The sequence below is a fragment of the Rhizobium leguminosarum genome (assembly GCF_001679785.1).
GTDB lineage: Bacteria > Pseudomonadota > Alphaproteobacteria > Rhizobiales > Rhizobiaceae > Rhizobium > Rhizobium leguminosarum_R.
This window is the reverse complement of record NZ_CP016286.1, coordinates 1,276,095-1,300,708: the sequence shown is the minus strand read 5'-3', so window position 1 is coordinate 1,300,708 and position 24,614 is coordinate 1,276,095. Positions and strand designations below refer to the sequence as shown.

The 24,614-nt window shown below is 60.2% G+C and carries 22 protein-coding genes, 1 tRNA gene and 2 pseudogenes; 14 read left to right on the top strand and 11 right to left on the bottom strand.

Annotation, left to right across the window (positions count from 1 at the left end; all coding sequences use genetic code 11):
* Positions 1 to 164: 164 nt before the first annotated feature.
* Together BA011_RS44980 and BA011_RS06630 are read right to left on the bottom strand one after the other, a co-directional pair.
* Positions 165 to 437, bottom strand: a pseudogene (locus BA011_RS44980) (hypothetical protein); the annotation flags it as partial.
* A gap of 56 nt (positions 438 to 493) precedes the next feature.
* The gene (locus BA011_RS06630) at positions 494 to 934 is read right to left on the bottom strand and encodes a hypothetical protein (protein WP_151343396.1); all 441 of its coding nucleotides are present in this window, start codon (positions 932 to 934) and stop codon (positions 494 to 496) included.
* A gap of 127 nt (positions 935 to 1,061) precedes the next feature.
* Here BA011_RS06630 and BA011_RS06625 point away from each other — a divergent pair, with 127 nt between their 5' ends.
* Both BA011_RS06625 and BA011_RS06620 read left to right on the top strand, forming a co-directional pair.
* Entirely contained in the window at positions 1,062 to 2,990 is a 1,929-nt protein-coding gene (locus tag BA011_RS06625) for a hypothetical protein (protein WP_065279844.1), read from the top strand.
* 24 nt (positions 2,991 to 3,014) lie between these two features.
* Positions 3,015 to 3,233, top strand: coding sequence for a hypothetical protein (locus BA011_RS06620; protein WP_065279843.1), 219 nt, complete (start codon positions 3,015 to 3,017; stop codon positions 3,231 to 3,233).
* Between the two features lie 636 nt (positions 3,234 to 3,869).
* On the opposite strand, the gene BA011_RS06615 is transcribed toward BA011_RS06620, so the two are convergent.
* Positions 3,870 to 3,945, bottom strand: a tRNA-Lys gene (locus tag BA011_RS06615).
* A gap of 254 nt (positions 3,946 to 4,199) precedes the next feature.
* Between BA011_RS06615 and BA011_RS06610 the strand changes: the two genes are divergently transcribed.
* Positions 4,200 to 4,949, top strand: a complete 750-nt coding sequence (locus BA011_RS06610; RefSeq protein ID WP_025394453.1) for a cytochrome c biogenesis CcdA family protein — start codon at positions 4,200 to 4,202, stop codon at positions 4,947 to 4,949.
* Positions 4,950 to 5,669: 720 nt separating this feature from the next.
* Here BA011_RS06610 and BA011_RS06605 read toward each other — a convergent pair.
* The 3 genes from BA011_RS06605 to BA011_RS06595 all read right to left on the bottom strand — a co-directional run bounded on the left by BA011_RS06605 (position 5,670) and on the right by BA011_RS06595 (position 9,188).
* Entirely contained in the window at positions 5,670 to 7,532 is a 1,863-nt protein-coding gene (locus BA011_RS06605; protein WP_065279842.1) for a glycoside hydrolase family 15 protein, read from the bottom strand.
* A 175-nt stretch (positions 7,533 to 7,707) separates the two neighbouring features.
* Positions 7,708 to 8,736: an alpha/beta hydrolase family esterase gene (locus tag BA011_RS06600; protein ID WP_065279841.1), complete on the bottom strand. Its 1,029-nt coding sequence runs from the start codon at positions 8,734 to 8,736 to the stop codon at positions 7,708 to 7,710.
* The gene (locus tag BA011_RS06595) at positions 8,733 to 9,188 is read right to left on the bottom strand and encodes an NUDIX hydrolase (protein ID WP_065279840.1); all 456 of its coding nucleotides are present in this window, start codon (positions 9,186 to 9,188) and stop codon (positions 8,733 to 8,735) included. The genes BA011_RS06600 and BA011_RS06595 overlap by 4 nt, the downstream gene beginning before the upstream one ends.
* A gap of 128 nt (positions 9,189 to 9,316) precedes the next feature.
* On the opposite strand from BA011_RS06595, the gene BA011_RS06590 reads away from it, so the two are divergent.
* From BA011_RS06590 to BA011_RS06545, 10 genes and pseudogenes are all read left to right on the top strand, one after another.
* Positions 9,317 to 10,777, top strand: coding sequence for a CHAD domain-containing protein (locus BA011_RS06590; RefSeq protein ID WP_065279839.1), 1,461 nt, complete (start codon positions 9,317 to 9,319; stop codon positions 10,775 to 10,777).
* Between the two features lie 83 nt (positions 10,778 to 10,860).
* Positions 10,861 to 11,316, top strand: coding sequence for an NUDIX hydrolase (locus BA011_RS06585; RefSeq protein ID WP_065279838.1), 456 nt, complete (start codon positions 10,861 to 10,863; stop codon positions 11,314 to 11,316).
* Positions 11,317 to 11,490: 174 nt separating this feature from the next.
* Positions 11,491 to 11,760: pseudogene (locus BA011_RS06580) on the top strand (YqaA family protein); the annotation flags it as partial.
* A 112-nt stretch (positions 11,761 to 11,872) separates the two neighbouring features.
* Positions 11,873 to 12,565 carry an ABC transporter permease gene (locus BA011_RS46305; protein WP_335727673.1) on the top strand — a complete coding sequence of 231 codons (693 nt, stop codon included), beginning with the start codon at positions 11,873 to 11,875 and terminating at the stop codon, positions 12,563 to 12,565.
* 248 nt (positions 12,566 to 12,813) lie between these two features.
* The gene (locus BA011_RS06570) at positions 12,814 to 13,584 is read left to right on the top strand and encodes an SDR family NAD(P)-dependent oxidoreductase (RefSeq protein ID WP_065282433.1); all 771 of its coding nucleotides are present in this window, start codon (positions 12,814 to 12,816) and stop codon (positions 13,582 to 13,584) included.
* Positions 13,585 to 13,647: 63 nt separating this feature from the next.
* On the top strand, positions 13,648 to 14,442 hold the full coding sequence (locus tag BA011_RS06565) for an ion channel (protein ID WP_065279837.1): 795 nt from the start codon (positions 13,648 to 13,650) through the stop codon (positions 14,440 to 14,442).
* A gap of 150 nt (positions 14,443 to 14,592) precedes the next feature.
* Positions 14,593 to 15,384, top strand: coding sequence for an SDR family NAD(P)-dependent oxidoreductase (locus BA011_RS06560; protein WP_065279836.1), 792 nt, complete (start codon positions 14,593 to 14,595; stop codon positions 15,382 to 15,384).
* A 358-nt stretch (positions 15,385 to 15,742) separates the two neighbouring features.
* Positions 15,743 to 16,231, top strand: coding sequence for a cupin (locus BA011_RS41190; RefSeq protein WP_151343395.1), 489 nt, complete (start codon positions 15,743 to 15,745; stop codon positions 16,229 to 16,231).
* Between the two features lie 209 nt (positions 16,232 to 16,440).
* Positions 16,441 to 17,376: an MBL fold metallo-hydrolase gene (locus BA011_RS06550; RefSeq protein WP_065279835.1), complete on the top strand. Its 936-nt coding sequence runs from the start codon at positions 16,441 to 16,443 to the stop codon at positions 17,374 to 17,376.
* Between the two features lie 225 nt (positions 17,377 to 17,601).
* Entirely contained in the window at positions 17,602 to 18,564 is a 963-nt protein-coding gene (locus BA011_RS06545) for an AEC family transporter (protein WP_065279834.1), read from the top strand.
* Here BA011_RS06545 and BA011_RS06540 read toward each other — a convergent pair.
* Genes BA011_RS06540 through cysG form a run of 5 tightly spaced genes read right to left on the bottom strand, consistent with a single transcriptional unit; the run spans position 18,532 to position 23,737 of the window.
* Positions 18,532 to 19,743 (bottom strand): UbiH/UbiF family hydroxylase, encoded by a 1,212-nt coding sequence (locus BA011_RS06540; protein WP_065279833.1) that lies wholly within the window; start codon positions 19,741 to 19,743, stop codon positions 18,532 to 18,534. The genes BA011_RS06545 and BA011_RS06540 overlap by 33 nt on opposite strands.
* A 38-nt stretch (positions 19,744 to 19,781) precedes the next feature.
* On the bottom strand, positions 19,782 to 20,294 hold the full coding sequence (locus BA011_RS06535; RefSeq protein ID WP_065282432.1) for a DUF934 domain-containing protein: 513 nt from the start codon (positions 20,292 to 20,294) through the stop codon (positions 19,782 to 19,784).
* Between the two features lie 10 nt (positions 20,295 to 20,304).
* Positions 20,305 to 21,975 (bottom strand): nitrite/sulfite reductase, encoded by a 1,671-nt coding sequence (locus BA011_RS06530; RefSeq protein WP_065279832.1) that lies wholly within the window; start codon positions 21,973 to 21,975, stop codon positions 20,305 to 20,307.
* An 8-nt stretch (positions 21,976 to 21,983) separates the two neighbouring features.
* Positions 21,984 to 22,298, bottom strand: coding sequence for a DUF2849 domain-containing protein (locus BA011_RS06525; protein ID WP_011651871.1), 315 nt, complete (start codon positions 22,296 to 22,298; stop codon positions 21,984 to 21,986).
* A gap of 2 nt (positions 22,299 to 22,300) precedes the next feature.
* Positions 22,301 to 23,737, bottom strand: coding sequence for a siroheme synthase CysG (gene cysG / locus BA011_RS06520; RefSeq protein ID WP_065282431.1), 1,437 nt, complete (start codon positions 23,735 to 23,737; stop codon positions 22,301 to 22,303).
* Positions 23,738 to 24,006: 269 nt separating this feature from the next.
* Here cysG and BA011_RS06515 point away from each other — a divergent pair, with 269 nt between their 5' ends.
* Positions 24,007 to 24,594, top strand: a complete 588-nt coding sequence (locus BA011_RS06515) for a deaminase (RefSeq protein WP_065279831.1) — start codon at positions 24,007 to 24,009, stop codon at positions 24,592 to 24,594.
* Positions 24,595 to 24,614: the final 20 nt, after the last annotated feature.

Genomic DNA, 24,614 nt, shown 5'->3' with positions numbered 1-24,614 from the left:
ATCACCATCAAAACTGCGTCAGAGCCAAAATTGGATGCCGATAAGGGGTGAATTTTGGATGCTGATTGACATCCAGCCGAATTCCGGAATAAAGCGGCAATCCAGGGGCTCAGCATAGAAGCCCTCCGATTCCAGCTGCTGGCGGTTTGCCCGGTGGACGTCGATCTGAGGATCTCCGCCGACCGCACGCTCCAGTGCTTCCATCGCCGCCGAGACCTTGGCGTCGATGTCCTCGATCCCCTTCCCCTGATTTATGAAGATCGAACGGGAGTTGGGCGCAATGGCATTCCAGACCGGATGCCGATCCTGTCGAGATCCGTCAGGCGAGCGAGACGGGTGATGCCGTATTTTGACAGCGAGGGCGTTATACGTGCCAGGGTCTCATGCGGTGAGCAACTGCGGTCGGAATAGGACGTCAATCGTGCATGAGAAGTCATACCGCCACCGAAACCGAATGCGGCGGAACCCGGGCGCACGCCATCTTGTTTGAAGGCTATGCAGAGCAGATTCCGCCGGAGATTTTACTTAGTTCACCTTGGTAGCGGGAACGTCGACCGCCGGAGTTCGGTAGACATGGCCGGCCTGAAAAGGCGGCTACCTTGAGCTCGAAACCAACCGCAAGGTCAACTTCCGGCGTACTCCAGAAGTGACCGGAAATGGCCTCCGCTTTAGTCTCGAAGTACTCCGCAAAATCGAGCACATCGTTGTCCGTGGGTGCCGGGCCGGTGGCTGACATAGTCTTCACGTTTTCCGGCTGTCGCGGTGACGGTGCCCGCATCGAAGTCGACAAGCCGAAGGCCGTCTTCGCACCCTTCACGCCTATAATCATCACCTTAGATTTGGAATTCTCCTCTAAAGATAATTTGGAGAAGGCGATTGCGAAATTCAGTTCTGCCGTTAACCTGGCAAACATAGCATAACGTTTTCCACGCATTGTTGAATTTCATAGCACATTGAGACAAAGTGCCACCGCGAAGATACAGTTTGCGACTTCTGCTGGTGCAATACGCACACTGCACTTTCATGCAGACGCAGAAACGTGTGATGACTTAAAGGGCAAAATGGCGCTTGTTCTGAAGACCTTCGGTAGGTTGCAGCTCGTTGACGAGGCCGGGAATGTGGTCGCGTTTCCTGAGAAAGGCCTGCTGCTTCTCGCCTATTTACTCACGACCGATCAAGGTTCCGCGGATCGAACAACATTGGTGAGCTTTCTGTGGGGCGAGGCCGATAGGGACAATACGCTTGCGACTTTGCGTAAGTTGATTTCGAGAATGAAGGCCCGTCAAATTGAACTCGGGATAAATATCCTTTCATCCGAGGGCAACATGGTCACCGTCGACCGGGAGTCTCTGTCTTCCGATATTCTGCTGTCCGGGACGGAGGAAGAGGTTGAACCGTTCTCCCGGCTTAAGATTCTCGTGAAGCTCATGAACCAGCCTTTTCTGGAGTCGGTTCACAGTCATAGCCGTCGGTTTCAACTGTGGCTTGCCGAGCGAGAAATTAGCCACATCGCACTTCTCGGAAATACGTTGAGAGCGGCGTCCCGACTGGCGCAATCGCCGAAGGAATCCGAACTCCTGAGGAAGGCTGCAGTTATCCTATTTCGGGCGGAGCCGAAGGATCCCGATACGCTGCAAATGCTCATAGAGATATTCCAGGCGGAAGACGAGGTTGCGTCCCTTCGGAACCATTTTGAACAACGGCGGAATGCGATTTTGCGAGGGACCGCAGCGCGCACCAGACCCGATGGTGACGCCATATCCCTCCGTCCGACATCATCGCCTTCGAAGCCGAAACTCGAGACCGCTTTTCCCCTTGAGCCCCAAGATATCCGGATCGCAATTCCCCGTCTGGTGCTGCTTCCGCCCAAGAACCAATCCGTCCGACCCCAAGCCGGTTTTCTAGCCGCGTCTTTGGTCGAAGATATCACAATCGGATTTTGCGCCTTCAACAGCTTGGAGGTCATAGCCCCGTATTCGGCGGTTCAAATCGGCCACCACATGGAGACGCAGAAGGCCTTCTTTGAACGTCATCACGTCAATTATATTCTCGATACCCGGATCAGCAATACGGACGATGACGTCACCCTGTTCGCCCAACTGATCTTTTTCGACCAAAATCAAATTGTTTGGGCGGAAAGATTCAGCCTTGATCATATGGATCTCGTCAAAGATCGGAGAACTGTCGCCCGACGGATCGCGCTCTCCGTGTCCAGTGAAATCGAGCGCCATGAGGCATTGCGCGAAGATCTAAACCCGATCGCTTACCATCGATATCTTGTCGGCAGGCGGCACCTGGCGCGGTTGACGCTTCCGAATCTGCGGCGTGCGCGCAAGGAAATGAAAGCCGCACTCAGCGTCAGCCCCGATTTCGCGCCGGCGCTGAGTTCGATGGCGCGGACCTACTCCAAGGAATGGTTGCTGACGGCCCGAGGTGATATCGAGCTTTTGCAAACGGCGGAGAGCTTGGCTAAGCAGGCCACCGAGACACGTCCAGACTTCGCCGATGGGTATCGCGAGTTCGGGGTCGCCAAACTGTTGCAGGGGGCGTTTGACGAAAGCGCCGAGGCAATGGAAGTGGCGGAGAGCCTTGCTCCGCACTACGCCGACGTGATTGCCGACTACGCTGACACGTTGGTTCATTGTTCGCTTCCCGCCATGGCCTTGCGAAAGATCGAGCGGGCAATTGAATTGAACCCGCTCGGTCCCGATACCTATTTCTGGACCGGTGCGGGAGCAAACTATGCGCTCGGCGAATTCGAAGCTTCGCTGGACTACATTGGGCAGATGGCCGATCCCAATTTGGCGGACAGGCTGTCCGCCGCGAACTGGGCCATGTTGGGCCGTCAGGACAAGGCGCGGGTCTTCGTACGGAGGTTTCGCGAAGGCAATCCGGACTTCGATGTGGACAAATGGTTGTCCGCGGTCCCAAGTAAAGAGCAATGGCATAAAGATCTTTATCGTGAAGGCCTGAAGAAAGCTGGATTTTAAACATCAATCGTTGGAGGGAATAACATGGCTACAGTTGTTGTTATTAGTGTTGAAGGTCAGGACGGGCTCTGGATCGCTGATCTGGACAACGGCACCGTCGTACCGCTCCCGGCGCCTAAATCGGGCGGCCTGAAAGTGGTGACAGACCTTCGCGCGACCGGGACAACCTTGACGAAGGGCGTGAATATCGCCGTGGTTGTTAAGTCTGCCGAGGCGGCACTTTCGGGCCATTATGATGGCTGAACGCCTATAACCCTTGGGGGACAAGCTGGACGGCGGCGGAGATTACTGCTCGCCGTTCCGCACCAAACAGGCCGCACAGGGCATAGTCACGGCGCACCCGCCCCCGGCGGGATGCCGGCCCGAGGTGTGCGCCGCGTGGTGACATACGGCCTAAAGCGCGTCGCGATCTTTCAGATTCGCTTGTCGCGCTTTAGGTCTTTGTTTTTACGCATGTCGTTGTCGCAAAACCGCTGCACACTTTTGCGCGACATGCTTTAGTCGGCCGCAGCCAACCTTTTCGGCCGCCGTACATTAAGTGGCACATATTCCCAACGAACTGCTTGGCAGGGTCGGCAAAGGTTCTTTCCTGCTTCAGCTGACCCACCCCGGCTTTTGTCCCGGAATTCAAGATACCAGTCCTCGGCAAACTCCTTGGCCAGCGCAAGACTGTCCGTTTTGGTGCTCACGCGCCACTCCCGGCCCTCCAAATAGGTTGGAGCATTGCCACAGGGAACTCTGGGCGCGACGATAGATTCGAACCTTGTCACCGAATACCGTATGCGAGGTCACTTTACCCTCCCGGACTGTGCGAGACATGTGTGAGGGTATTGTAGCCGATATTTAGGCCAATCCAAGGCTTTAAGCCGTTGAAATCGTTGGTGAGAGCGTCGGGGTTCGAACCCGAGACCTACTGATTAAAAGTCAGTTGCTCTACCAGCTGAGCTACGCTCTCCCTCTCCGCGGGCGTGCCCACCCCGGCTGGAAGTGGGCGGAACATAGGCAGGCGACCCATTGCGGTCAACCGAAAAATTTGCCTTTTTCCGCACCCGGCACATTTCTTGCGCGCGCCAAGACCAAATGTCTTGCGTGCAAAGACGGATTTCTTGCGAGAGCGAAGACAGATTTCTTGCGCGCGCAAAAAGGTGATTGGCAATCGCTGGCCTGCAAAGCTAGGAACATCACGCAGATTGCAGCCGGAGAGAATGCGTGTCGATTGCCGATATTTCCCTGTGGAGCGCGCTCATTGCCGGGGCGCTTTCCTTCCTGTCGCCCTGCGTGCTTCCCCTCGTTCCGCCCTATCTCTGCTATATGGCCGGCATCTCCGTCGAGCAGTTCCGCGGCGGCGGTGCGGTGGCGGTGGCGCCGGACGTCAGGCGCGGCGTGTTCTTCTCGGCACTGCTCTTCACGCTCGGCTTTGCCACCGTCTTCGTGGCGCTTGGCGCCGGTGCTTCCAGCATCGGCATGGCGCTTCGCCAGCATCTTGACCTCCTGTCGAAGATCGGCGGGCTGATCATCATCGTCATGGGATTGAACTTCCTTGGCCTCTTTCGAATCGGAGTGCTGGCGCGTGAGGCGCGCTTCCAGGGCAGCGGCAAGCCGGCGACGCTGACGGGCGCCTATATTATGGGCCTTGCCTTCGCCTTCGGCTGGACGCCCTGCATCGGCCCGGTGCTCGGCGCCATCCTCGGCGTTGCCGCCTCGCGCGAGACGGTCGGCTCCGGTGCCGGGCTGCTCGCCATCTATTCGCTCGGCCTTGCCATCCCCTTCTGGATCGCCGCCGGCTTTTCCGGCGCCTTCATGCGCTTCCTGTCGCGCTTCCGCCGGCATCTCGGCACGGTGGAAAAGGTGATGGGTCTGTTCCTCGTGCTGACCGGCCTCGCCTTCCTCTTCGGATGGGTCAGCAATGTGGCGATCTGGTTCCAGCAGACCTTTCCGATCCTGATGCAAATCGGCTAGGCCACCGGTTGCCGATTTTCCAGGCCATGTGGCAGGTTGCGTGGGCTCGTCAGAAATAGCGCGGCGCCCACAATTCCGTGCAACTTGCTCTCATAAAAAAGTCAGATGTCAGCGCAGGCGTTTAGTTGCGCCTTTTGTACAGACGTGCGTCTTCGTCTCGCATTTGCCGACTTCAGCTCGGGAATGTCCAAATTCGTCTCGTAATCCCAGTTAATGTCCATCTCTATCGCTCAAGCCGGTCCCAAGGATCGGTCTTTGTGTCATCGTGCGAAACGGTCAGATCTCGCTTGTTCAAAGCAACACCGAGGCTGACCCTAAAGCCAATTAATGACGGGTCTGGCAGTCGCTAAAGTTTCTCGACAGGCTCGCCGTTTGGGTTGGGCACCGGCGCCTCTCTTGTATCACGGGCCGGGTGTTTACGATCGTCAGGCTCCGGCGGTTCCTTATGGTCGGGGCGATTGACAGGCTGCTCTTTAGGATTGCCCCTTTTTGATGGGGCATTATTCTTTTTGGACATGGCCGGTTCCTCCACAACAGTACGAACTGACTGGGGACATTGAAAGTTCCGAGGCAGCCAAACTGCCAACGCCAGCGCATAAAACTTAAGCTGAAATACATTCGGTGGCGCTGGCCGGGCGCGATCCTACTGTCCTCCGAGGAAGTGCTTTGCTACCATCTGAAGGCGGCCCCCACTCGGACGCGGAGCGGTATTCGTCGGCTCTACGGCCGCCATTCCTGGCTATTGCGATCGTCGAGCTCGCGATCTAGGTAGAACGCTGCGCTGATGAGAGCGAGATGAGTAAAGGCTTGCGGGAAATTGCCAGCGAGCTGCGCCTTGGTATCAAACTCCTCGGCATATAGTCCGAGATGGTTGGCATAATTCAGAACCGACTCGAAGACCCTGCGAGCCTTCTTGGTGTCCCCCGCTCGTGCGAGACACTCTGCATACCAGAATGAGCAGGCTGAGAAGGCGCCCTCCTCCCCGTCAAGGCCGTCATTACTTCGATATCGGTGCACGACGCCGTCGTCCGCTAGTTGGTCGCCGATCGCCGTCAAGGTCGACAGCCACCTCGGGTCCGTGGCACTGACAAACCTCACCAGCGGCATGAGTAGCAGCGAGGCGTCAAGCGTGTCGCCGCCCTTTGTCTGCACAAAGTGCCCCTTCTCCTCGTTCCAGAAGTTTTTCCAAATGTCTTCGTAAATGTCGTTCCTGACGTCATGCCACTTGGAAAAAGGCGCCGCGAGGGATCGCTTGGTCGCGAGACGTATTCCCCGATCGACCGCCACCCAACACATGAGCCTGGAATGGAGGAACTCCTGTGGCTCGCGGCGCATCTCCCAAATCCCGGCGTCAGGATCCTCCCAGTGGTCGCAGACAAACTCCACAACCTTTCGAACCCCCTCCCAGTGATCGTGAGAGATTGCGTGGCCGTATTTGTTGCTCAGATAGATTGAGTCGAGAAGCTCACCGTAGATGTCGAGCTGGAACTGTTCTGCAGCGTTGTTTCCCACCCGGACGGGCGTCGCACCGCCATAGCCGTGCAGGTGCTCGAGGCTGGCCTCATTAGGCACCTCGCCGCCGTCGATCGCATACATGATCTTCAGTCGACCGCCGGCGTCACATGCCGACGCCCGCTGGCCGATCCAGTCGTTGAATGCCATCGCCTCGTCGCGATAGCCAAGCCTCATCAATGCATACACTGTGAAGGAGGCGTCGCGTATCCAGGTGGCGCGATAGTCCCAGTTGCGGCTGCCACCGGGGGTTTCCGGCAACCCAAAGGTTGCGGCGGCGACGATCGACCCGTGCTTGCGCGAGGTCATGAGTTTCAACGCCAGTGCAGAGCGATTGACCATTTCGCGCCAGCGTCCGCGATAGGTCGACTGTCTCGCCCAGTTCTGCCAGAAGGCGACCGTCTGATCTTCCATCTCCTCCGTGGTCGCTTCTTCCGCATTGTCGTCACCGTCGTCGAGAATGAAATCGACGCCCTCTCCAGCTTGAAGGGTGATCTCGGCGATAACGCCGCCATCGATCTCGACGAGTGGCACACCAGCCAAGAGTCGTAGAACTTCGCCGTTCGCCTGCCGCCAGATTACAGCGCCCTCTTCCATCTTCGCCGGGAGCTGTCTTCTCGCATATTCGAACCGAGGAGTGCACGACATACGCAACTTCAAACTCCCGCGCGTCACACGAAAGCGCCGTACAACCATGCTCGAGCCGTCGCTACGGCTGTTTTTCACGTACATGAAATCAGTAAGTTCGCCGCTTGCCTTGTCGCCCATCCAACGTGTGAGGAGGACGTTCGTATCCGGAAGATACTGTTGCGTCACGCGGGCGTCGGCAAGCTCCGGAGCGATCCGAAACATGCCACCACGTTCCGGGTCGAGCAGCGCAGCAAAAATTGTCGGACTGTCGAAATCGGGCCAACATAGAAAATCGATCGTGCCGTCGGTAGCGACAAGCGCGATCGTCGCCAAATCGCCGATGACGCCGTGGTTCTCTATCGCGCGCGGAACGACGGCTGCGTCCTCCTGGCTACGTTTTGCGGCAACCTTATCCCCGATGAGCCCGCTGTTTGCATCCATGCTGCGTTCCTCTTGGCTGAGCTTCGGATGAAAAGTCGGGAGCTCGCCACTTCACCGATTTGGCGCTTTGGTTCGAAACGGCAATAGCGAATGAGGTCGCCGGGAGAGGGCCGCAGGTCAATGACCTTGCTTTAACGGGAATAGACAAAATTTGGCCTAGCCACAGCGTTTTCGACTATAGCATAGGTCTCTTCAAGCCCCATAGTCGCAGCAATTCTGCTGGAGCCGAAATCTCTGCCGCAATGACGTAAGGGTCTCCAGATCGTCTCGACTTCGCAGCGGCCCGCATTTTGATTGGAAGCCCGTGCCCCATGTTCCTGACCGAATAAAAGGCCAGCTTCAGACCGTCTGCGGCCCGCCACGACTGCAATCTGCCCCACGGTTTTTCCGCCGCACGTCCGCTGCCTTCGTCGATGCCCTGGACTTCGAGCCACTGTGCTATGCATGCGCTCGCGTTGACCGGGTTCACAGTCCTATCGTCCATGCCCTGCCAGATCGTTACCGCGGGCCACGCCTTGACCTCGGAAGAGATCTTCGTAACAGCTCGGCCCCAGCCGCCGGGCGGCGGCGTCGCGCCCGACTTCATCGCTCGTAGTGCGGACATCGCATCTCGGGCCGATCCGACGGGCATGCCTGCGATGATCGCGGCGCCTGCGAACATTGGGGGATAGTTGGCAACGAGCGCGGCCGTCATCGCTCCGCCAGCAGACAATCCTGCGATAAAGATCCTCGAGCGGTCGATGCGATGTCTTTCGCAAGCATGTTCGATCATTTGCTTGATGGAGAGCATTTCTCCGCGGTCTCTGGCGACGGCGCTTGGGCGGAACCAGTTGAAGCATCGTTGCGAATTATTGGCGCTTCTCTGCTCAGGATAAAGGAGAACGAAGCCGCGTTCTTTTGCGAGTTTGGAGAAGCCAGCGGCACTGTCCAGGCTTTCGGGTGTTTGTCGGCAACCATGAAGCACGACCACAAGTGCCGGGTTTTTCGGCAGCCGCGCTGTCGGCACGAAGGTTTTCATGATCAGGCGGCCGGGATTGCTTCCAAATGCGGTCGTCTCGACCAGAGTCGGTTTCGCGGCACGGGGTGTCGGCGTCGCGCGTTTCGCCTTGTTTCGCGGCGCCTTGAGGGCCTTCTCGATCAGCCTGCTGAATTTCTTCTGGGATTTGAGGACCCGGGCTAGCGATTTGCCGAAACCGACTTTCATACGCCCACGGACTCGAGCTGCGACAACAGCATCCGCAAGCCCGGCTGCGCTGCTTCCCGCAGCGCGGTCTCTAAGGGGAACCACCGTGTCTTACGGACATGCTTCTCCGGAAACTTGTCCGCGATCCTCGAGACCTTAAGAAGGTGGACGGCCACGTGGTATTGGTTGGGACTCGTGTCCTTCCGATAAGAAAACGTACCGAATACGGCCTTGTCCACGACGCCTGCGACCCCAGCCTCCTCGAACGCCTCTCTTAGCGCCGCGGCGCTGCTGGCCTCACCACCTTCGACGTGCCCCTTCGGAATGCCCCATCGACCGTTCCGTCGGCTGCCTACAAAAAGGATTTCAACTCCACCGTTTTCGTTCCGACGGTAGCAGAGAGCACCAGCCTGCGCGACATCGCGACCAGACATGGTTTTCGTAAGGTCCGTCTGGGCGTTTTCGTTGAGCATCGTCCGCCTCCGGTTTCGAAGCCCGCGCAAGCTAGCCGGGCGACGTTCGAGAGTCCAGTTCGCTTCATCAGGTCGTGACGCGACCGAACTATGACAGGACCTCCAGCGTTGATGAACATCCAATCAGAATGGAGCCTGCCTTGCCATCGGAAATCGAAATCAAACTCGACCTCTCCAACGAAGCCCTTGAGAGCCTTTTGGGTTCCGATCTTCTCGGAGAGCCTGACGACGCACTGCAGCAGACATCGACCTACTTCGAAACGGATGATCGTCGGCTGTCGCAGAAGGGGTTCTCTCTGCGTATCCGCTCTACCGGCGCTTCCCACGTCCAGACTGTGAAGGCATCCGGACCGGCGAAATCACTGTTTGTCCGTTCAGAATGGGAGACTCCCATTGAAGGCAATGAACCCGTCCTCGACCATACGAGCCCTCTGATAAGCGAGTTCGGACCGGAACTTGATGTGGAAGCCGCTTTCACCGTGTTCATTGAGCGCCGCGTCTGGAACATCGAATTGAACGGCTCTCGGCTGGAGGTGGTCGTCGACCGGGGAGACGTAGTGTCTGGCAACAGGCGCTCGCCAGTTCAGGAAATCGAAGTCGAACTGAAGGACGGCGATACGAAGGACTTGTTCGTATTCATTCGCAAGATCGACGCGATCGCACCTTTCCGGTTCGGCATTCAGTCCAAGTCCGAACGGGGTCTCGCGCTTCTGGACAGGCAGCAATTCATGTTCAAGGCAGAGCGCCTCGATCTCGACCGAAACATCAAGGCATCTGCCGCCTTTCAAGAGATCGCCGGGTCCTGCTTTCGGCAGTTCCGTCTCAACGAAGAGATCCTTCTCCAGCGACGAAATTCGGAAGGCCTTCATCAGGCGCGGGTAGCTCTGCGGCGTCTCCGCTCTGCGTTCTCTCTGTTCAGGCCGCTCCTGATGGGCGACGAGCCGAAAATGATCCAAGAGGAGCTTCGCTGGCTCGCTGGCGTCCTGGGCGAAGCGCGAAATCTCGATGTCCTGCTGATGAAGGCGAAGGACTCCGACCTTCGGGCCAAGCTCAAGGATGCCCGCAACAAGGCCTACGGCGACGCTGTCGAGGCTCTGGAATCGGCGAGAACGCGCGCGCTGATGCTCGATTTCAACGAGTGGCTTCAATGTGACCTCGATCGCCCTGTCGGCAGCGCAGCTTCCGAGGAGACATCGGCTTCGGAGTTTGCCGCGAAGGCCCTCGAGAAAATGCGTAAGAAGTTGAAAAAGCACGGCAGTGCGCTGGCTGGGACCGACGACGAGCATCGTCATCAGGTCCGCAAGGACGCTAAGAAGCTTCGCTACGCGGCTGAATTCTTCGGATCGTTGTTCGACGACAAGCGCGGCGCCCGTCGGCACCGGAAATTTATCGCAGCGATGGAGGAACTGCAGGACTATCTTGGAGCATTGAACGATCTGGCTACGGGACCGGACGTGCTTGAGCAGCATGGACTGGCCGACCACCCTGCTCGAGATTCTGTCGTTTCCCACGATGACAAGAATGCGTTGATCCGCATGGCGCAGTCCTCAGTAGATGAGGTCATCGACACGAAGCGCTTCTGGCGCTGACATGAGGTCGCCACGAACCTTAAGCGAAGGAACCTCGGTCTATCCGCCACGGTCGAGGACGTCGATGAACATGAGCAGACACGATGAATGAGATTGACGTCTATCCGAAGCCGATCCAGCAGTATGGTGCATTGTGTTTCCGAAACACAGCCAAGGGGCCACAGGTGCTTCTCATCACGACGCGGGAGACGAGACGTTGGATGATCCCGAAGGGCTGGCCGATATCAGGTCTGAAGCCGCGCAAAGTGGCAGAACGTGAGGCCTGGGAGGAAGCTGGCGTGATCGGCAGGGCGAAGAAGAAGCCCTTCGGCGAGTTCCTCTATGACAAGCTGATGCAGGACGGAAGTGGAGCGCGACCGGTCGTTGCCGTCTTCCTCCTGGAGGTCCGCCGTAGCCGAAAGCGCTTTCCAGAAATGGCGGAAAGAGATTCCGTGTGGCTGACGCCGATTGAGGCCGCCCGCCGCGTAGAGGAGCCGGATCTTGAGCGCCTGCTACTGAAGTTTGGACGAATGGTCGGTCGCGGGAGACGGCTTCCCTAGCTCGACGGTCGCGGATTATCGATCTCGGGAATTTCGGCTCCGCCTTTGGTCAACCAAGAGTTCCTGGAATGTGAACTCGTCTCTTGCCTGCCGCAAGGTCACGGGCCTGTCGCAATATAGGGACGCCCGTGTGGCTGCCGAAAACGCGCCCCGTGCGACCGGATGCCCACGGACGTCAACTGGTTTCTCGGCAGATGGATCGAACGCTTTCGAAGCTGCCGCTGGTTCCCTGTCAAACCCGGCGCGCTGGAACGCGGCCAGCGATGGTACCGCCGATATGGCAAGTGGTCGCTGCTGGCGAGCTGGCTGCCGATCGTCGGCGATCCGATCACCGTCGTCGCCGGCGTGTTGCGCGAGCCGCTCCCGAACTTCGTCCTCCTGGTGGCGATCGCCAAGGCCGGACGCTATATCGTGCTGGCAGCGGCAACCACGGGACTGGCCTGATGCCCTGGCAGCAGATCATCGAATTCCAGCGCGACATCTATTTGGCCTTCGCCGACCACATCAAGCGTTCGCGCAGGGCGGCGGCTGGCTCGCCTTTCTGGCATTCCTGCCGATGGGAATTGCCTTCGGTGCAGTCCACGCCCTGACGCCCGGTCACAGCAAGTCGGTCCTCGCCACCTATCTCATGGGCTCTTCGATGAAGGCGCACAAGGCGCTGCTGGTGTCGATGGCGCTGTCGTTCACGCATGTGTCCATGGCGGTCCTGATCGCGCTGCTCGCCCTGCCGCCGGTCTCGCATTCCTTCGTCGACGCGGGCTCGGCTCCCGCCCTCCAGGCGCTCAGCCGTGGACTGCTCGGCGTGATCGGCCTGTGGATGCTCGGCAGCGCGCTGTTCCGCCACGCCCACACCCATTCGAGCAGCGAAGGCGTCGTCGTAGGATTCCTTGCCGGTCTCATCCGCTGTCCTCTGACGCTCTTCGTGATGACCTTTGCGATAATCCACCAGGTCGTCGTCACGGGACTGCTCTTTGCGGTGTCGATGATGATCGGCGTCTGCCTGACGCTATCGGCGGTCGCACTTTTGGCGGTCGCCTTCAGGGAGCAACTCGGGCGACTGATGCGCAGCAGACCGCGGCTGCTTGCGGCGGCCTCCAAATCGATCGAGGCCGTCGCCAGAGCGATCCTTCTCGCGGTCGCTGGGTTCGAGCTTTCGAGGTGGGCCGGTCTCGCCTTCCTGTTCGGATGGGTCAGCAATGTGGCGATCTGGTTCCAGCAGACCTTTCCGATCCTGATGCAGATCGGCTAGGCCACCGGTTGCCGATTTTCCAGGCATGTGACAGGTGGTGCGTGGGGTCCTCCGTTTCCTCCCGCGCCGTCGCTCGTCGTGTGCAGGAACCGACGGGCAATCCGGCTTTTTGCGGGGGCCTTTCGAGAAAAGCGTCCCACGTTGCGGGATAGCCCAGTTGTCAAAGGGCACTCCTCAGCACTCGCAGAACATCTGGCATCCGCCCACCGACCCTGCCATAAATGAGCTTCATCGAGGGAGGCATCGTGATGCAGAAGAATGCGCCGGACTTCAGCCTTGAGGGCAAGGTGACTTTGGTGACAGGAGCGAGCCGTGGCATCGGTCGAGCTTGCGCACTTGCCTGTGCCGCGGCAGGCTCCGATATTGTTTTGGGGGTTCGCGATGTCGCAGCGTCGGCGGGGCTGGTTGCCGAGCTCAAGGGAGCGGGCCGAAAAGTTCTGCCCGTTGAACTGGATATCCCCAATAAGGCCCATATCGCGCAAGCCGTTGACGCGGCGCTTGCGACGTTCGGCCGGATCGACATCCTCGTCAACAATGTCGGCGTGGCTCCGGGCAATCTCGCGGAACTGGTCGAGGAGAAGGATCTTGACGAGATACTCGATGTCAATATCAAGGGCACCTTTCTGATGACGCAGGCTGTGGGCCGGCACATGATCAAGCGCAACGGCGGCAGGATCATCAACATCAGCTCACAGGCCGGTACCGTGGCACTGCGCGGCGAGGCAATCTATTGCATGAGCAAGGCGGCAATCAATCACCTCACACGCTGCCTTGCAGCCGAATGGGCACGCTATGATGTCACCGTAAACACTGTATCGCCGACGTTCATTCACACCGATGGCACAGCACCTTTTTTATCCGATGCCGACAATCGCAAAGCGACGCTCGGTCACATTCCGCTAGGCCGGATCGGAGAAACCGATGATGTGGTGGGTGCCGTAGTCTTCCTAGCATCGCCGGCTGCGAGCCTAATCACCGGCGCTAACCTGCTGGTGGACGGTGGATGGTCCGTCGCCTGAAATCACCGAGGAGTCGATTTCTTGGCGACTTGCAGACGCCAATGAGGGATCTAGATTCCCTGGATGAAAACCTTCGAATCCGACAACGGCTCTCGGCAGAATTCGCTTCGTCAGGTGCTGCGCAAGCTCGATAGGGCCGACGGCAGGCAGGCGGTCGCCTTTCGGCTGGTATTTGCTGCCATTGACGTCGCCATTCTCGTCTTCTTCCTGCTCGGCCCGTACCTGCGATCCGGTCCGTCCTATCTAATCATCGACTATGCGATAGCAGTGTGGATCGCCGCCGAGATGGTGGGCCGGGCGATCGCCGCATTCTCTCTGCGCGAGTGGATTCGGCGGCCGATGACCTGGATCGACTTTGTGGTGCTGGCCACGCTGTTGCTGCCGGACCTGCTCTACAATTTCGCTTTCCTGCGGATCATGCGGTTCTGGGCGATCGGCAGAAGTCCGTTGCTTAGGGACTTGCTGCGCAAGGCCGGCTATTCATACCTTCTCGACGTCGTCCGGGCGGTAATCAATTTCCTTGTGTTCCTCTTCATGGCAACCGGGTTCGTCTATACGTCCTTCTTCTACAACAGGGAGGGAGGCGAAGGATTCGTCGATGCGCTGTACTTCACGGTCGCGACGGTGACGACGACGGGATTCGGAGACATCACGCTTCCGGGAACGTTGGGCAAGCTCACTTCCGTTGTGACGATGATCGTCGGCATTTCCCTTTTCGTCAGGCTTGCTCAGGCAGTGGTCCGCCCTCACAAGGTGACCTATTCCTGCCACCGATGCGGCCTTCAGCGCCATGACGCGGACGCCGTTCATTGCAAGGCGTGCGGAGAGGTCTTGAACATACCGGACGAGGGATCGTGACTGTCGACCCTGGCTAGACGATACGCCAGAAATTCGCACGCCGCCGCCGCCGACATCATCCTGTCGCGAGAGGATTATCCTCATCGTGGGCTGTTGCGAGATCGGTCGCCAGTTCATACGTTCTGTCATCCAACCTCACAGGAGCAGAAGATGCAGATCGACCTCACAGGCAAGACCGCTCTGGTTACCGGATCCACTGAAGGCATTGGATACGCAATCGCCCGCCAGCTCGCGAGGGCGGGTGCGGACGTGGTGGTCAACGGCCGGTCCGAAGAAAAGACCGCGAAGGCCGCCGTCCGCCTGAAAGGCGAAGGCGCCAAGGGAAGCGTGACCGCGGCGGCCGCAGATCTCGCGACCGCTGGCGGATGTGACGCTCTTGTCGCCCAAGTTCCTCACGTGGACATCCTCATCAACAACGCGGGCATCTTCCAGCCGCTAGACTTCTTCGATGCGGGCGACGAGGTATGGGACCGCCACTGGCAGGTGAACGTCATGTCCGCCGTCAGGCTTTCGCGCGCATATCTTCCGGGCATGCAGAAGCTCGATTGGGGCCGCGTCATCTTCATCGCGTCTGAATCCGGCTTTAACATTCCGGTCGAGATGATCCACTATGGTGTCAGCAAGACCGCAGACATTGCGGTTGCCCGCGGCCTTGCCAAGCGCATGGCTGGCACGGGCGTCACCGTGAACTCCGTCCTTCCCGGCCCCACGCTTTCGGAAGGCGTCGAGGCGATGCTCGCCGAGGAACGTGCGAAGACGGGGAAACCGATCGAGGAGGTGGCGGCGGACTTCGTCAAGAAGCACCGCGCCGGTTCGATCATCCAACGCGCCGCGAGCGTCGAGGAAATTGCCAATCTCGTCACTTATTTGGCCTCCCCTTTGGCGTCCGCAACGACTGGAGCTTCGATGCGCGTGGACGGAGGCCTGATCGACACGCTCTGACGGACTCCACCGACCGGCCACTGCACCGTCTTCGTCGGAGGTTGTCTCCGCAATGCGCTGCAGTGGCGGGCTATTTGGCAGCCTCCCGAAGTCCTCCTATTCTTACCGTTTCGCAGACCAGTCGCTTGTCGAAAAGACGGAGCTCGAAGTAGCCTCGATCTTTCGCGCCCGCCATGGTCCGTTGGCCCGGCTAAACCACGGCACGTCAAGGAACCGCTGGCGACCGCCAAAGTTTAGCTTTGAGAACATCAGCGCAGATGAGTTCAATGGAAAACGCGGCGAAAGACTTGGCGAACAACGTCGACGGCTCGATGGCCGTCGCGTCGCGGCAATCGACGACTAGCTTTGGGAATTCGGCATGAACATCGAGACGATCCTTTTCGGGCCGAGCGACTGGGTCCCGAACAACCCGCATCTTCCTGTATTGCTTTACAGAGGGCTGTTTGCCGACGGCGGACCGCCCGATTTCGAACGTCGCTTCGCGGCAAACGGTTGGACGGGCATCTGGAGAAATGGTGTCTTCGGCTATCAGCACTACCATTCCGGTGCCCATGAAGTGCTGGGAATTGCACTTGGTAGCGCCACGCTGCTGATTGGTGGTCCCGGGGGTCAAGCAATAGCGGTGGCGGCCGGAGACTGTCTGGTGCTTCCTGCCGGGACAGGGCATCAGAATCTCGGCTGCACGTCGAACTTCCAGGTCATCGGCGCTTATCCTAAGGGACAGCATGCCGACATTCAGACTTCGGCTGCTTCAAGCGAGACGCTGACGAAAATATCCTCAGTACCCCTACCCCACACCGATCCCGTTCAAGGACCATCGGGATTTCTCATCGAGCAATGGCGGTAGCAGGCTTGCCGCGTTCGCCGATCTGATCGACGCCGCCCCCATCAGCACCACGCCGGCAGCAAAAAGCGAGGCCTGCACCTATGCCGTGGTATGGCTTGTCCTGTCCCTCGGCCCCACTCGTCCTTATCCCTCGACCAATCGATCGCAAACACGCCTCCATGTAGCGTCGTCGATGCCGTGTTTAAGGCGGCGGTCAGAAGGAGACGAACATGAACCTTGAGACAAAGATGAGCCTGGAAAACACCGCACACACCGGCAGACCTCGGCTCGACGAATTGGTTCCGTCGCGCTACGCGGTGCAGGTCGGCGAGATTGAGGTGCTGGTGGTCAGCGATGGAGTGCTACCGCTCCCAACCGCGATGCTGGGACACAACATCGATCCCGCCGTCCGAGCGGCCTGGCTGAAAGACATGTTCCTGCCAGCGGACGCTTTCGACTGGGCGCTGAACGTGGTCGTGGTGCGCAGCGGCGACCACACCATACTGCTCGACGCAGGGCTGGGGATCGACCCGGACCTGCATCTGCCGCGGGCCGGGCAGCTGATCAAGCGGTTGGAAGCTGCCGGCATCGATCTTGCGTCGGTGACCGACGTGGTGCTGACCCACATGCACATGGACCATATTGGCGGGCTGCTCGTCGACGGGGTGAAGGACCAGTTGCGTCCGGACCTGCGCATCCACGTGGCGGCGGCCGAGGTCAAATTCTGGGAGGCGCCCGATTTCTCCCGGGTCTCTATGCCACCGGGGTTCCCGGACGCGCTTCGGGCGACTGCCACGCGGTTCGCCGAAGAATATCGCAGCCATTTCAGGCTGTTCGATGACGAGTACGAGGTGGCGCCGGGCGTGGTCGTCCATCGCACCGGCGGCCACACCCCGGGGCACAGCGTGATCCGCCTGGCGTCCGGCGGCGACCGGCTGATGTTTGCCGGCGACGCCGTATTCGCGGTCGGCTTTGAGCACCCCGACTGGTTCAACGGCTTCGAGCACGACCCCGAGGAGGCGGCGCGCGTTCGGATCCGTCTTTTGCGGGAGCTGGCGGAGACCGGCGAGCAACTGGTGGCCACCCACCTGCCGTTCCCATCCGTCGGCCGGGTGGCGGTCGACGGCGACGCCTTTCGTTGGGTGGCGGCCTTCTGGGACTACTGATCGCTTGTCGGGTTGGGATCTTAGAGCGTGTACTCATCGCGTGAATGAGTCCACGCACTATCGATTTGTTTCTGCGCAATTCCGGACGCAAAACCGCTACACACTTTTGCTGGAATTGCTCTTGTTTCTGCGCAATTCCGGGCGCAAAAACCGCTACACAGTTTCGTTGGAATTGCTTAAGTCAGATCCTGACCCGCCGATCATCCCCGCGCCCTGGAAGACCTCTTGGCCGAAATCGTCAGCCTGCTATTGCCGTTCTTCGGCCTGATCCTGATCGGTTACATCGCCGCCAAGGCGACGAAGCAGCCGGCCGAAGCGCTCGGCTGGCTGAACACCTTCATCATCTATGCCGCCCTGCCCGCTCTGTTCTTCAAGCTGGTCTCGCGCACGCCGATCGAAGAACTGACGCGCGTCGATTTCATCGCCACCGATATCGCGGCGACCTATGCAGTCTTCATCCTGCTTTTCGCCATCGGCCGCCTGCTGCGCGGCAATTCGCTCGCCGACTGCACCATCCAGTCCTTTGCCGGCGCCTATGGCAATATCGGCTATATGGGGCCGGGCCTGGCACTCTTGGCGCTCGGCGAAGGCGCGGCCGTGCCGGTGGCGCTGATCATCTGCTTCGAAAACGCGCTGCATTTCATCGTGGCGCCAGCGCTGATGGCGGCGGCCGGCGACGACAAGCGTTCAACAAGCCAGCTTGTCGCCGATATCGTGCGGAAGGTCGCGCTGCATCCCTTCATCCTGTCGACGGCGGCAGGCTTTGCGGTGGCCGCTTTGCACATCGACCAGCCGCTGGCGTTTCAGCGCCTCGTCGATTATCTCGCCCAGGCGGCGGCTCCTTGCGCGCTCTTTGCCATGGGCGTGACGCTGGCGCTGCGGCCTCTGAAGCGGGTTCCGGCAGAAATCTCCTATATCGTGCCGGCGAAGCTGATCCTGCATCCGATCGCGGTTTTCATTGCGCTGACGGCGGTTGGTGGTTTCGAGCCGGTCTGGATCCAGGCCGCCGTGCTGCTCGCCTGCCTGCCGACGGCGACCAACGTCTTCGTCATCGGCCAGCAATATGGCGTCTGGCGGGAGCGCGCCTCGGCGACGATCCTGATCACGACGGTGTTTTCGGTGGTGAGCGTTTCGCTCTGGCTGATCGTGATCCGCTCAGGCCTTCTTCCGCTTCAGCTTTTCCCGTAGCGCATCCGGAATATCGCGAAAGCCGCGGCCGGGCTCGATGCCCTCGCGCATCACGATATTGCGCAGCGGCGGTATCGCCGAGAGGATATGCAGGCCGGCAGCCCGCAGCATCTGGACGGGCAGGAAATCCGAGAGCAGCGAGCGGTTGAGGAGATCGACACTGGCCGTGCGCGTCATGATATCGGCGCGGCGCTTGCGGTCGAAGCTTTCGCCGGCGTCGGCCGGGACCGGCAGTTCCGCACGGTCGCAAAGGATATCGGCAAGCGCCATGATATCGCGCAGGCTGAGGTTCAGCCCCTGCGCCCCGATCGGCGGGAAGACATGGGCGGCCTCGCCGATCAGCGCAATGCGTCCTTTGCCGAAACGATGCGCCATCATGCCGGAGAGCGGCCAGACCTGGACGCCCTCCTCGACGCTGACCTTGCCGAGCATGGATTGCATGCGCGCCTCGACAAGAGCGCCGAGCTCGGCAAGCGGCAATTCCATGTTGCTCGCCGCCTCAGCGGGATCCTGCACCCAGACGAGGCTGGAGCGGCTCCCCGGTAGCGGCACCTGCGTGAAGGGGCCGTGTTTGGTGTGGAATTCGGTCGAGATATTCTGGTGGGGCAGCGAATGGGCGAAATTCAGAACCATGGCCGATTGCGGATAGGACCAGTTGCGCACGGTAATGCCCGATGTCTCGCGCAGCTTCGAGCTGCGGCCATCGGCGCCGACGGCAAAATCGGCCGACAGCCTCTCCCCGCCGGCAAGCGTGATCGAGACCACTTCGGCTGATGTGTCGATCGATTCGGCCATACCGGTGAAGCGGGTGATATTGCCCTCGCCGGCGGCGGCCCCTTCGAGGATATCGATCAGCGCCTTGTTGGGGAAATTGTAGCCGAAGGCATCCAGGCCGACATCGGCCGCGCGGAAGGTGGTGGTCGGCGCGCGCAGCAGCCTGTCGGTGCCGTCGACGATGCGCATGCTGGTGAGAGGGGCGGCTGCGGGACGAAGCTTTTCCCAGAGCGCCAGGCGGTCGAGGAAGCGAATCGACTGATCCATCAGCGCCGTGGTGCGACGGTCCTCCTTCGGAGCAACGGGGGCCACCAGCGCCACGCTGCGGCCGCCGCGCGCCAGCGCGATTGCGGCGATCATGCCGGCCAGACCGCCACCGATGACCGCCACTTCGAATGTCTTCATGCTACTGTTCCGCCATCGTAAAAAGGCGGACCGGTCGCTTATGCGGCCGGCTTCGCCTGACGGCGCCAACTATAGCCCTTGCCGGCTTCGGCGTCACGCACTGCCGGCTGATAATGATGGGGAATGGCGGGAAGACGGTTTTCTGCAAGCCGCTTCAGCGCCGTGGCGTTGGTGACGGCAAAGCTGTCGATGCCGACGCGCAGCATCAGCGGCACCTGATCGATCAGAACGTCGCCGACAGCGCGCAGCTCGTTGGTGTAGCCGAGGCGCTGACGCAGCAGCGAGGCATGGCTGAAGGCGCGGCCGTCATTGAAAGCCGGAAAGGCCAGGGCAACGATTTCGAGACGATAGAGATAGGGCTCCAGCCGGCGCACGTCGTCGGCCGGCTTGATCAGCACGCCGAGGCCGACATCGTTGCTTTCGTCGGCCTTGGCGATCATCTCGTCGAGGCCGAGCAGCGGCTTCTGCTCCTCGGTCGCCTTCACCTCGTCGGTTTCGATCACCCAGGGATCGTTTTCGACAAAACCGGTTTCTCTCCAGATCTTCGTCATCATCCCCTCCTTATGCCGCTTCGGCGGCCGAGCCGTAGAGCGCGGTCTTGAAAGGCTGCGGTCCGACGCGGCGATAAGCGGCGAGGAAGTTCTCGGAATGATCGAGGCGCAGGCCGAGATAGGTGTCGACGATCGTCTCGATCGCGTCGGTCACCCGGTCCGGCTCGAAGCCGCGGCCGATGATCTCGCCGATCGAGGTGTGTTCGTCGCCGGAGCCGCCGAGCGTGATCTGGTAGAGTTCGGCACCCTTCTTTTCCACACCGAGCAGGCCGATATGGCCGACATGGTGATGGCCGCAGGCATTGATGCAGCCGGAGATCTTGATCTTCAGCTCGCCGATCTCTGCCTGGCGTTCGGCATTGCCGAAACGCCGGGAGATTTCCTGCGCCAGCGGAATGGAGCGCGCATTGGCCAGCGCGCAGTAGTCCAGCCCAGGACAGGCAATGATATCGGTGATCAGGCCGGCATTGGCTTCGGCGAGATTGATGGCGACGAGGCCGCGATAGACGGCTTCGAGATCGGCCAGCGCCACATGCGGCAGGATCAGGTTCTGCTCATGGCTGACGCGGATTTCGTCGAAGGCATATTCCTCGGCGAGATCGGCGATCGCGTCCATCTGCGCATCGGAGGCATCGCCCGGAATGCCGCCGATCGGCTTCAGCGAGATCGTCACCATGCCGTAGTCGGGGTTCTTGTGCGGCTGCACGTTCTGCTGGACCCAGCGGGAGAAACCGGAATCGGCCTTCTTCCAACGGGCAAGGTTTTCCCAGCCTTCGGCGCGCTGGGGCAGATCAGGCGGCGCGAAATAGGCAGAGATCGACTGGACGTCCTTTTCCGGCAGTTTGAGCTCGGTATCCTTCAGCGCTGCGAATTCGGCCTCCACCTGGCGTGTCAGCTCCTCGGTGCCGGTTTCATGCACGAGGATCTTGATGCGGGCCTTGTACTTGTTGTCGCGGCGGCCGTGCAGATTGTACACGCGCACGATGGCCGTGGTGTAGGAGAGCAGGTCTTCCTCAGGCAGGAAGTCACGGATCAGCTTGGCGATCATCGGCGTACGGCCCTGGCCGCCGCCGACATAGACGGCAAAACCGATCTCGCCCTTGTCGTTCTTTTTCACATGCAGGCCGATATCATGGACCTGGATTGCGGCGCGGTCGCGCTCGGCGCCGGTGACGGCGATCTTGAACTTGCGCGGCAGGAAGGAGAATTCCGGGTGGACCGACGACCACTGGCGCAGGATTTCGGCGTAAGGACGCGGATCTGCGACCTCGTCGGCGGCGGCACCCGCGAAGTGATCGGCCGTGACGTTTCTGATGCAGTTGCCCGAGGTCTGCAGCGCATGCATCTCGACGCTGGCAAGGTCGGCCAGCGCATCTGGAATGTCGGACAGTTTCGGCCAGTTGAACTGCAGGTTCTGGCGCGTGGTGAAATGGCCGTAGCCACGGTCATAGGTGCGGGCGATATGGGCGAGCATGCGAAGCTGGCGCGAGCTCAGCGTGCCATAGGGAATGGCGATGCGCAGCATGTAGGCGTGGAGCTGCAGGTAGACGCCGTTCATCAGGCGCAGCGGCTTGAACGCGTCCTCGGCGAGCTCGCCGGAAAGGCGGCGCTGGACCTGATCGCGAAACTGCTCGACGCGCTCGGTAACAAAGGCATGGTCAAATTCGTCGTAACGGTACATCGTCTTCCTCAGACTGCAATGAATTCGGGATCGGCAGGAGCGTAGCCCGGGGCATATTCCATGGTCGGGCCCTGTGCGCGGATGCGCTCGCGAAGGCGAAGCGGCCAGAGAATGCCGTTGGTTTCCTGAACGTCGACGACGGCGACGTCGACGACCTCGTTGTCGGCATAGGATTTCTTGCCGATCGCCTCCAGTGCCGCGACGGCTTCGGCATGACGGGCAACGAGCGCCTCCTGCAGCGAGGTGGACCACTTGCCGTTCGCATCCAGCCAGACGGCAATGCCGTCCGTCAGCCGGTTGGCGGTCAGAACCTTGTCACCCATATTCAGCTCCTTGCAAGTTCCTCGAGCCGGGTGTTTGCGCGCACCAGTGGCTCGGACAGTTCGAAATTGGCGCCGGCGACCGCATCGCCGATGATGACCATGACAGGTCCGGTCAATTCATCGCGGTGCTGCAGATCGGGCAAATCAGCGAGCGTGCCATGCAGCAGACGGCGATCGGCGCGGCTGGCATTTTCGATGACGGCGACGGTGGTTTCGGCGGGAATGCCCGCCTGCATCAGCCGCTCGGCGACGGAGGCAGCAACCGTGCGGCCCATATAGACGGCGATCGTCGCGCCGGAAACGGCAAGGCTTGCCCAATCGGGCAGTACATCGCCGGTGAGATCATGGCCTGTGGTGAAGACCAGCGAGGAGGCGACGCCGCGCAGCGTCAGCGGCAGCTCGAAATCGGCAGCGGCGGCGAAAGCCGAGGTGATACCGGGCACGACCTCATAGGTGACGCCGGCAGCGCGCAGTGCCGCCATCTCTTCGCCTGCCCGGCCATAGACCAGAGGATCGCCGGATTTCAGGCGCACGACCCGCTTGCCCTGGCGGCCGAGATCGACCAGCAGGTCGTTGATTTCTTCCTGGGACTTCGAGTGGCAGCCCTTGCGCTTGCCGACGGAGAGCCGCTCGGCATCACGGCGGCCCATATCGACGATCGCCTGCGGCACCAGCGCGTCATAGACGATGACGTCGGCTTCCATCATCACGCGCTGGGCGCGCAGCGTCAGCAGATCTTCGGCACCCGGACCGGCGCCGACCAGCCAGACGTGGCCAGCGACCTTGTCCATCGCGTGCAGCAGCCGGTCGGCGGCATGGCGGGCCTGCGGCAGGTTGCCGTTGGCGACCGCATCGGCAACGGCACCGGAAAAGAAACGGCGCCAGAAGACCCGGCGGGAGACGCCTTTCGGAATCAGTTGTTCGACGGCCTTGCGGTAGCTCGTCGCCAGCCCGGCAAGGCGGCCGAGCGAGGGCGAAAGAAGCTGGTCGATCTGCGCGCGGATCATCTGCGCCAGAACCGGCCCTGCCCCTTCAGTGCCGATCGCAACGGCGACGGGCGCGCGGTTGACCAGTGCCGGCGTGAAGAAATCGCAGCAATCCGGCTGATCGACGGCATTGGCCGGAATTCTGGCAGCGCGGGCGGCATCGACGATGCTGCGGTCGTCGGCCTCATTGCCGGTTGCGGCGAAGACGAGTGCTGAACCCTCGACCTGTTCGGCCGAGAAGGCAGCGCGCACGGTCTCGATCCGGTTGGCAATCAGGAAGGCATGGTAATCGGCTTCCGGCCGGTCGGCATAGGCGACAATCCGCGCCCGCGTGTTGAGCAACAGCCGCACCTTGGCGAAAGCTTCGTCGCCATTGCCGAAGACAGCCGTCTTCTGGCCTTCCACGCGAAAGAAGGCGGGAAATACCGAAAGCTGTTCAGTCTTGGGAGGCATCATCAATCCACTTCGAGGTTGCCGGAATATGCCCTTGATCGACAAGGGATTGAAGGAACAGAAATTCGAAAGCCCAAGCAAGCGGGTATTCTTTTGCTCGTGCCGTCAATGATTTGAGAAAAGTCACCCGTGCGGCCCAAAAGCCGCATATTTCTCAGCCCGCTTGCTGCAGCGCAGTATAAAGCCTGTGGCAAAAAACGTCCACCGGCGCTTGACGCATTTCACTCGCACCGCCAAGGCGATAGACTGAGGAAAACTGGAGTGCCCTCATGCCTGATAAGACCATTGCCTCCCGCCTGCTTTCGGTCATGGAAGACGATATCCTGCCGCTGACGGAGCGTGGCGTTTCGCTTGGCAACAAGGTGTTCGGTGCGGCGATCTTAAGGAAATCCGATCTTTCGCTCGTCGTCGCCGAGACCAATAACGAGCTGGAAAATCCGCTCTGGCACGGCGAAGTCCATACGCTGAAGCGCTTCTACGAGCTTGGCGACAAACCGCCGGCCAGGGATCTGATCTTCCTGTCGACGCACGAGCCCTGCACCATGTGCATGTCGGCGATCACCTGGGCGGGCTTCGACAATTTCTACTATTTTTTCAGCCATGAGGATTCGCGCGACGCCTTCGCCATTCCGCACGACCTGAAGATCCTGAAGGAAGTCTTCGGGCTTGAACCCGGCGGCTACCGCAGGCAAAACGCCTTCTGGAACAGCTTTGCCATTGCCGATCTCGTCGAGACCGAAGAGGCTCAGTTGAAAACCGCGCTGAAGGCGCAGACCGCCCGCATCAAGGCGCGCTACGACGCGCTATCGACCAGCTACCAGTCATCGAAGAGCGCCAACGACATTCCCCTGAACTGAGGGCCCCTGAACTGAGGCCC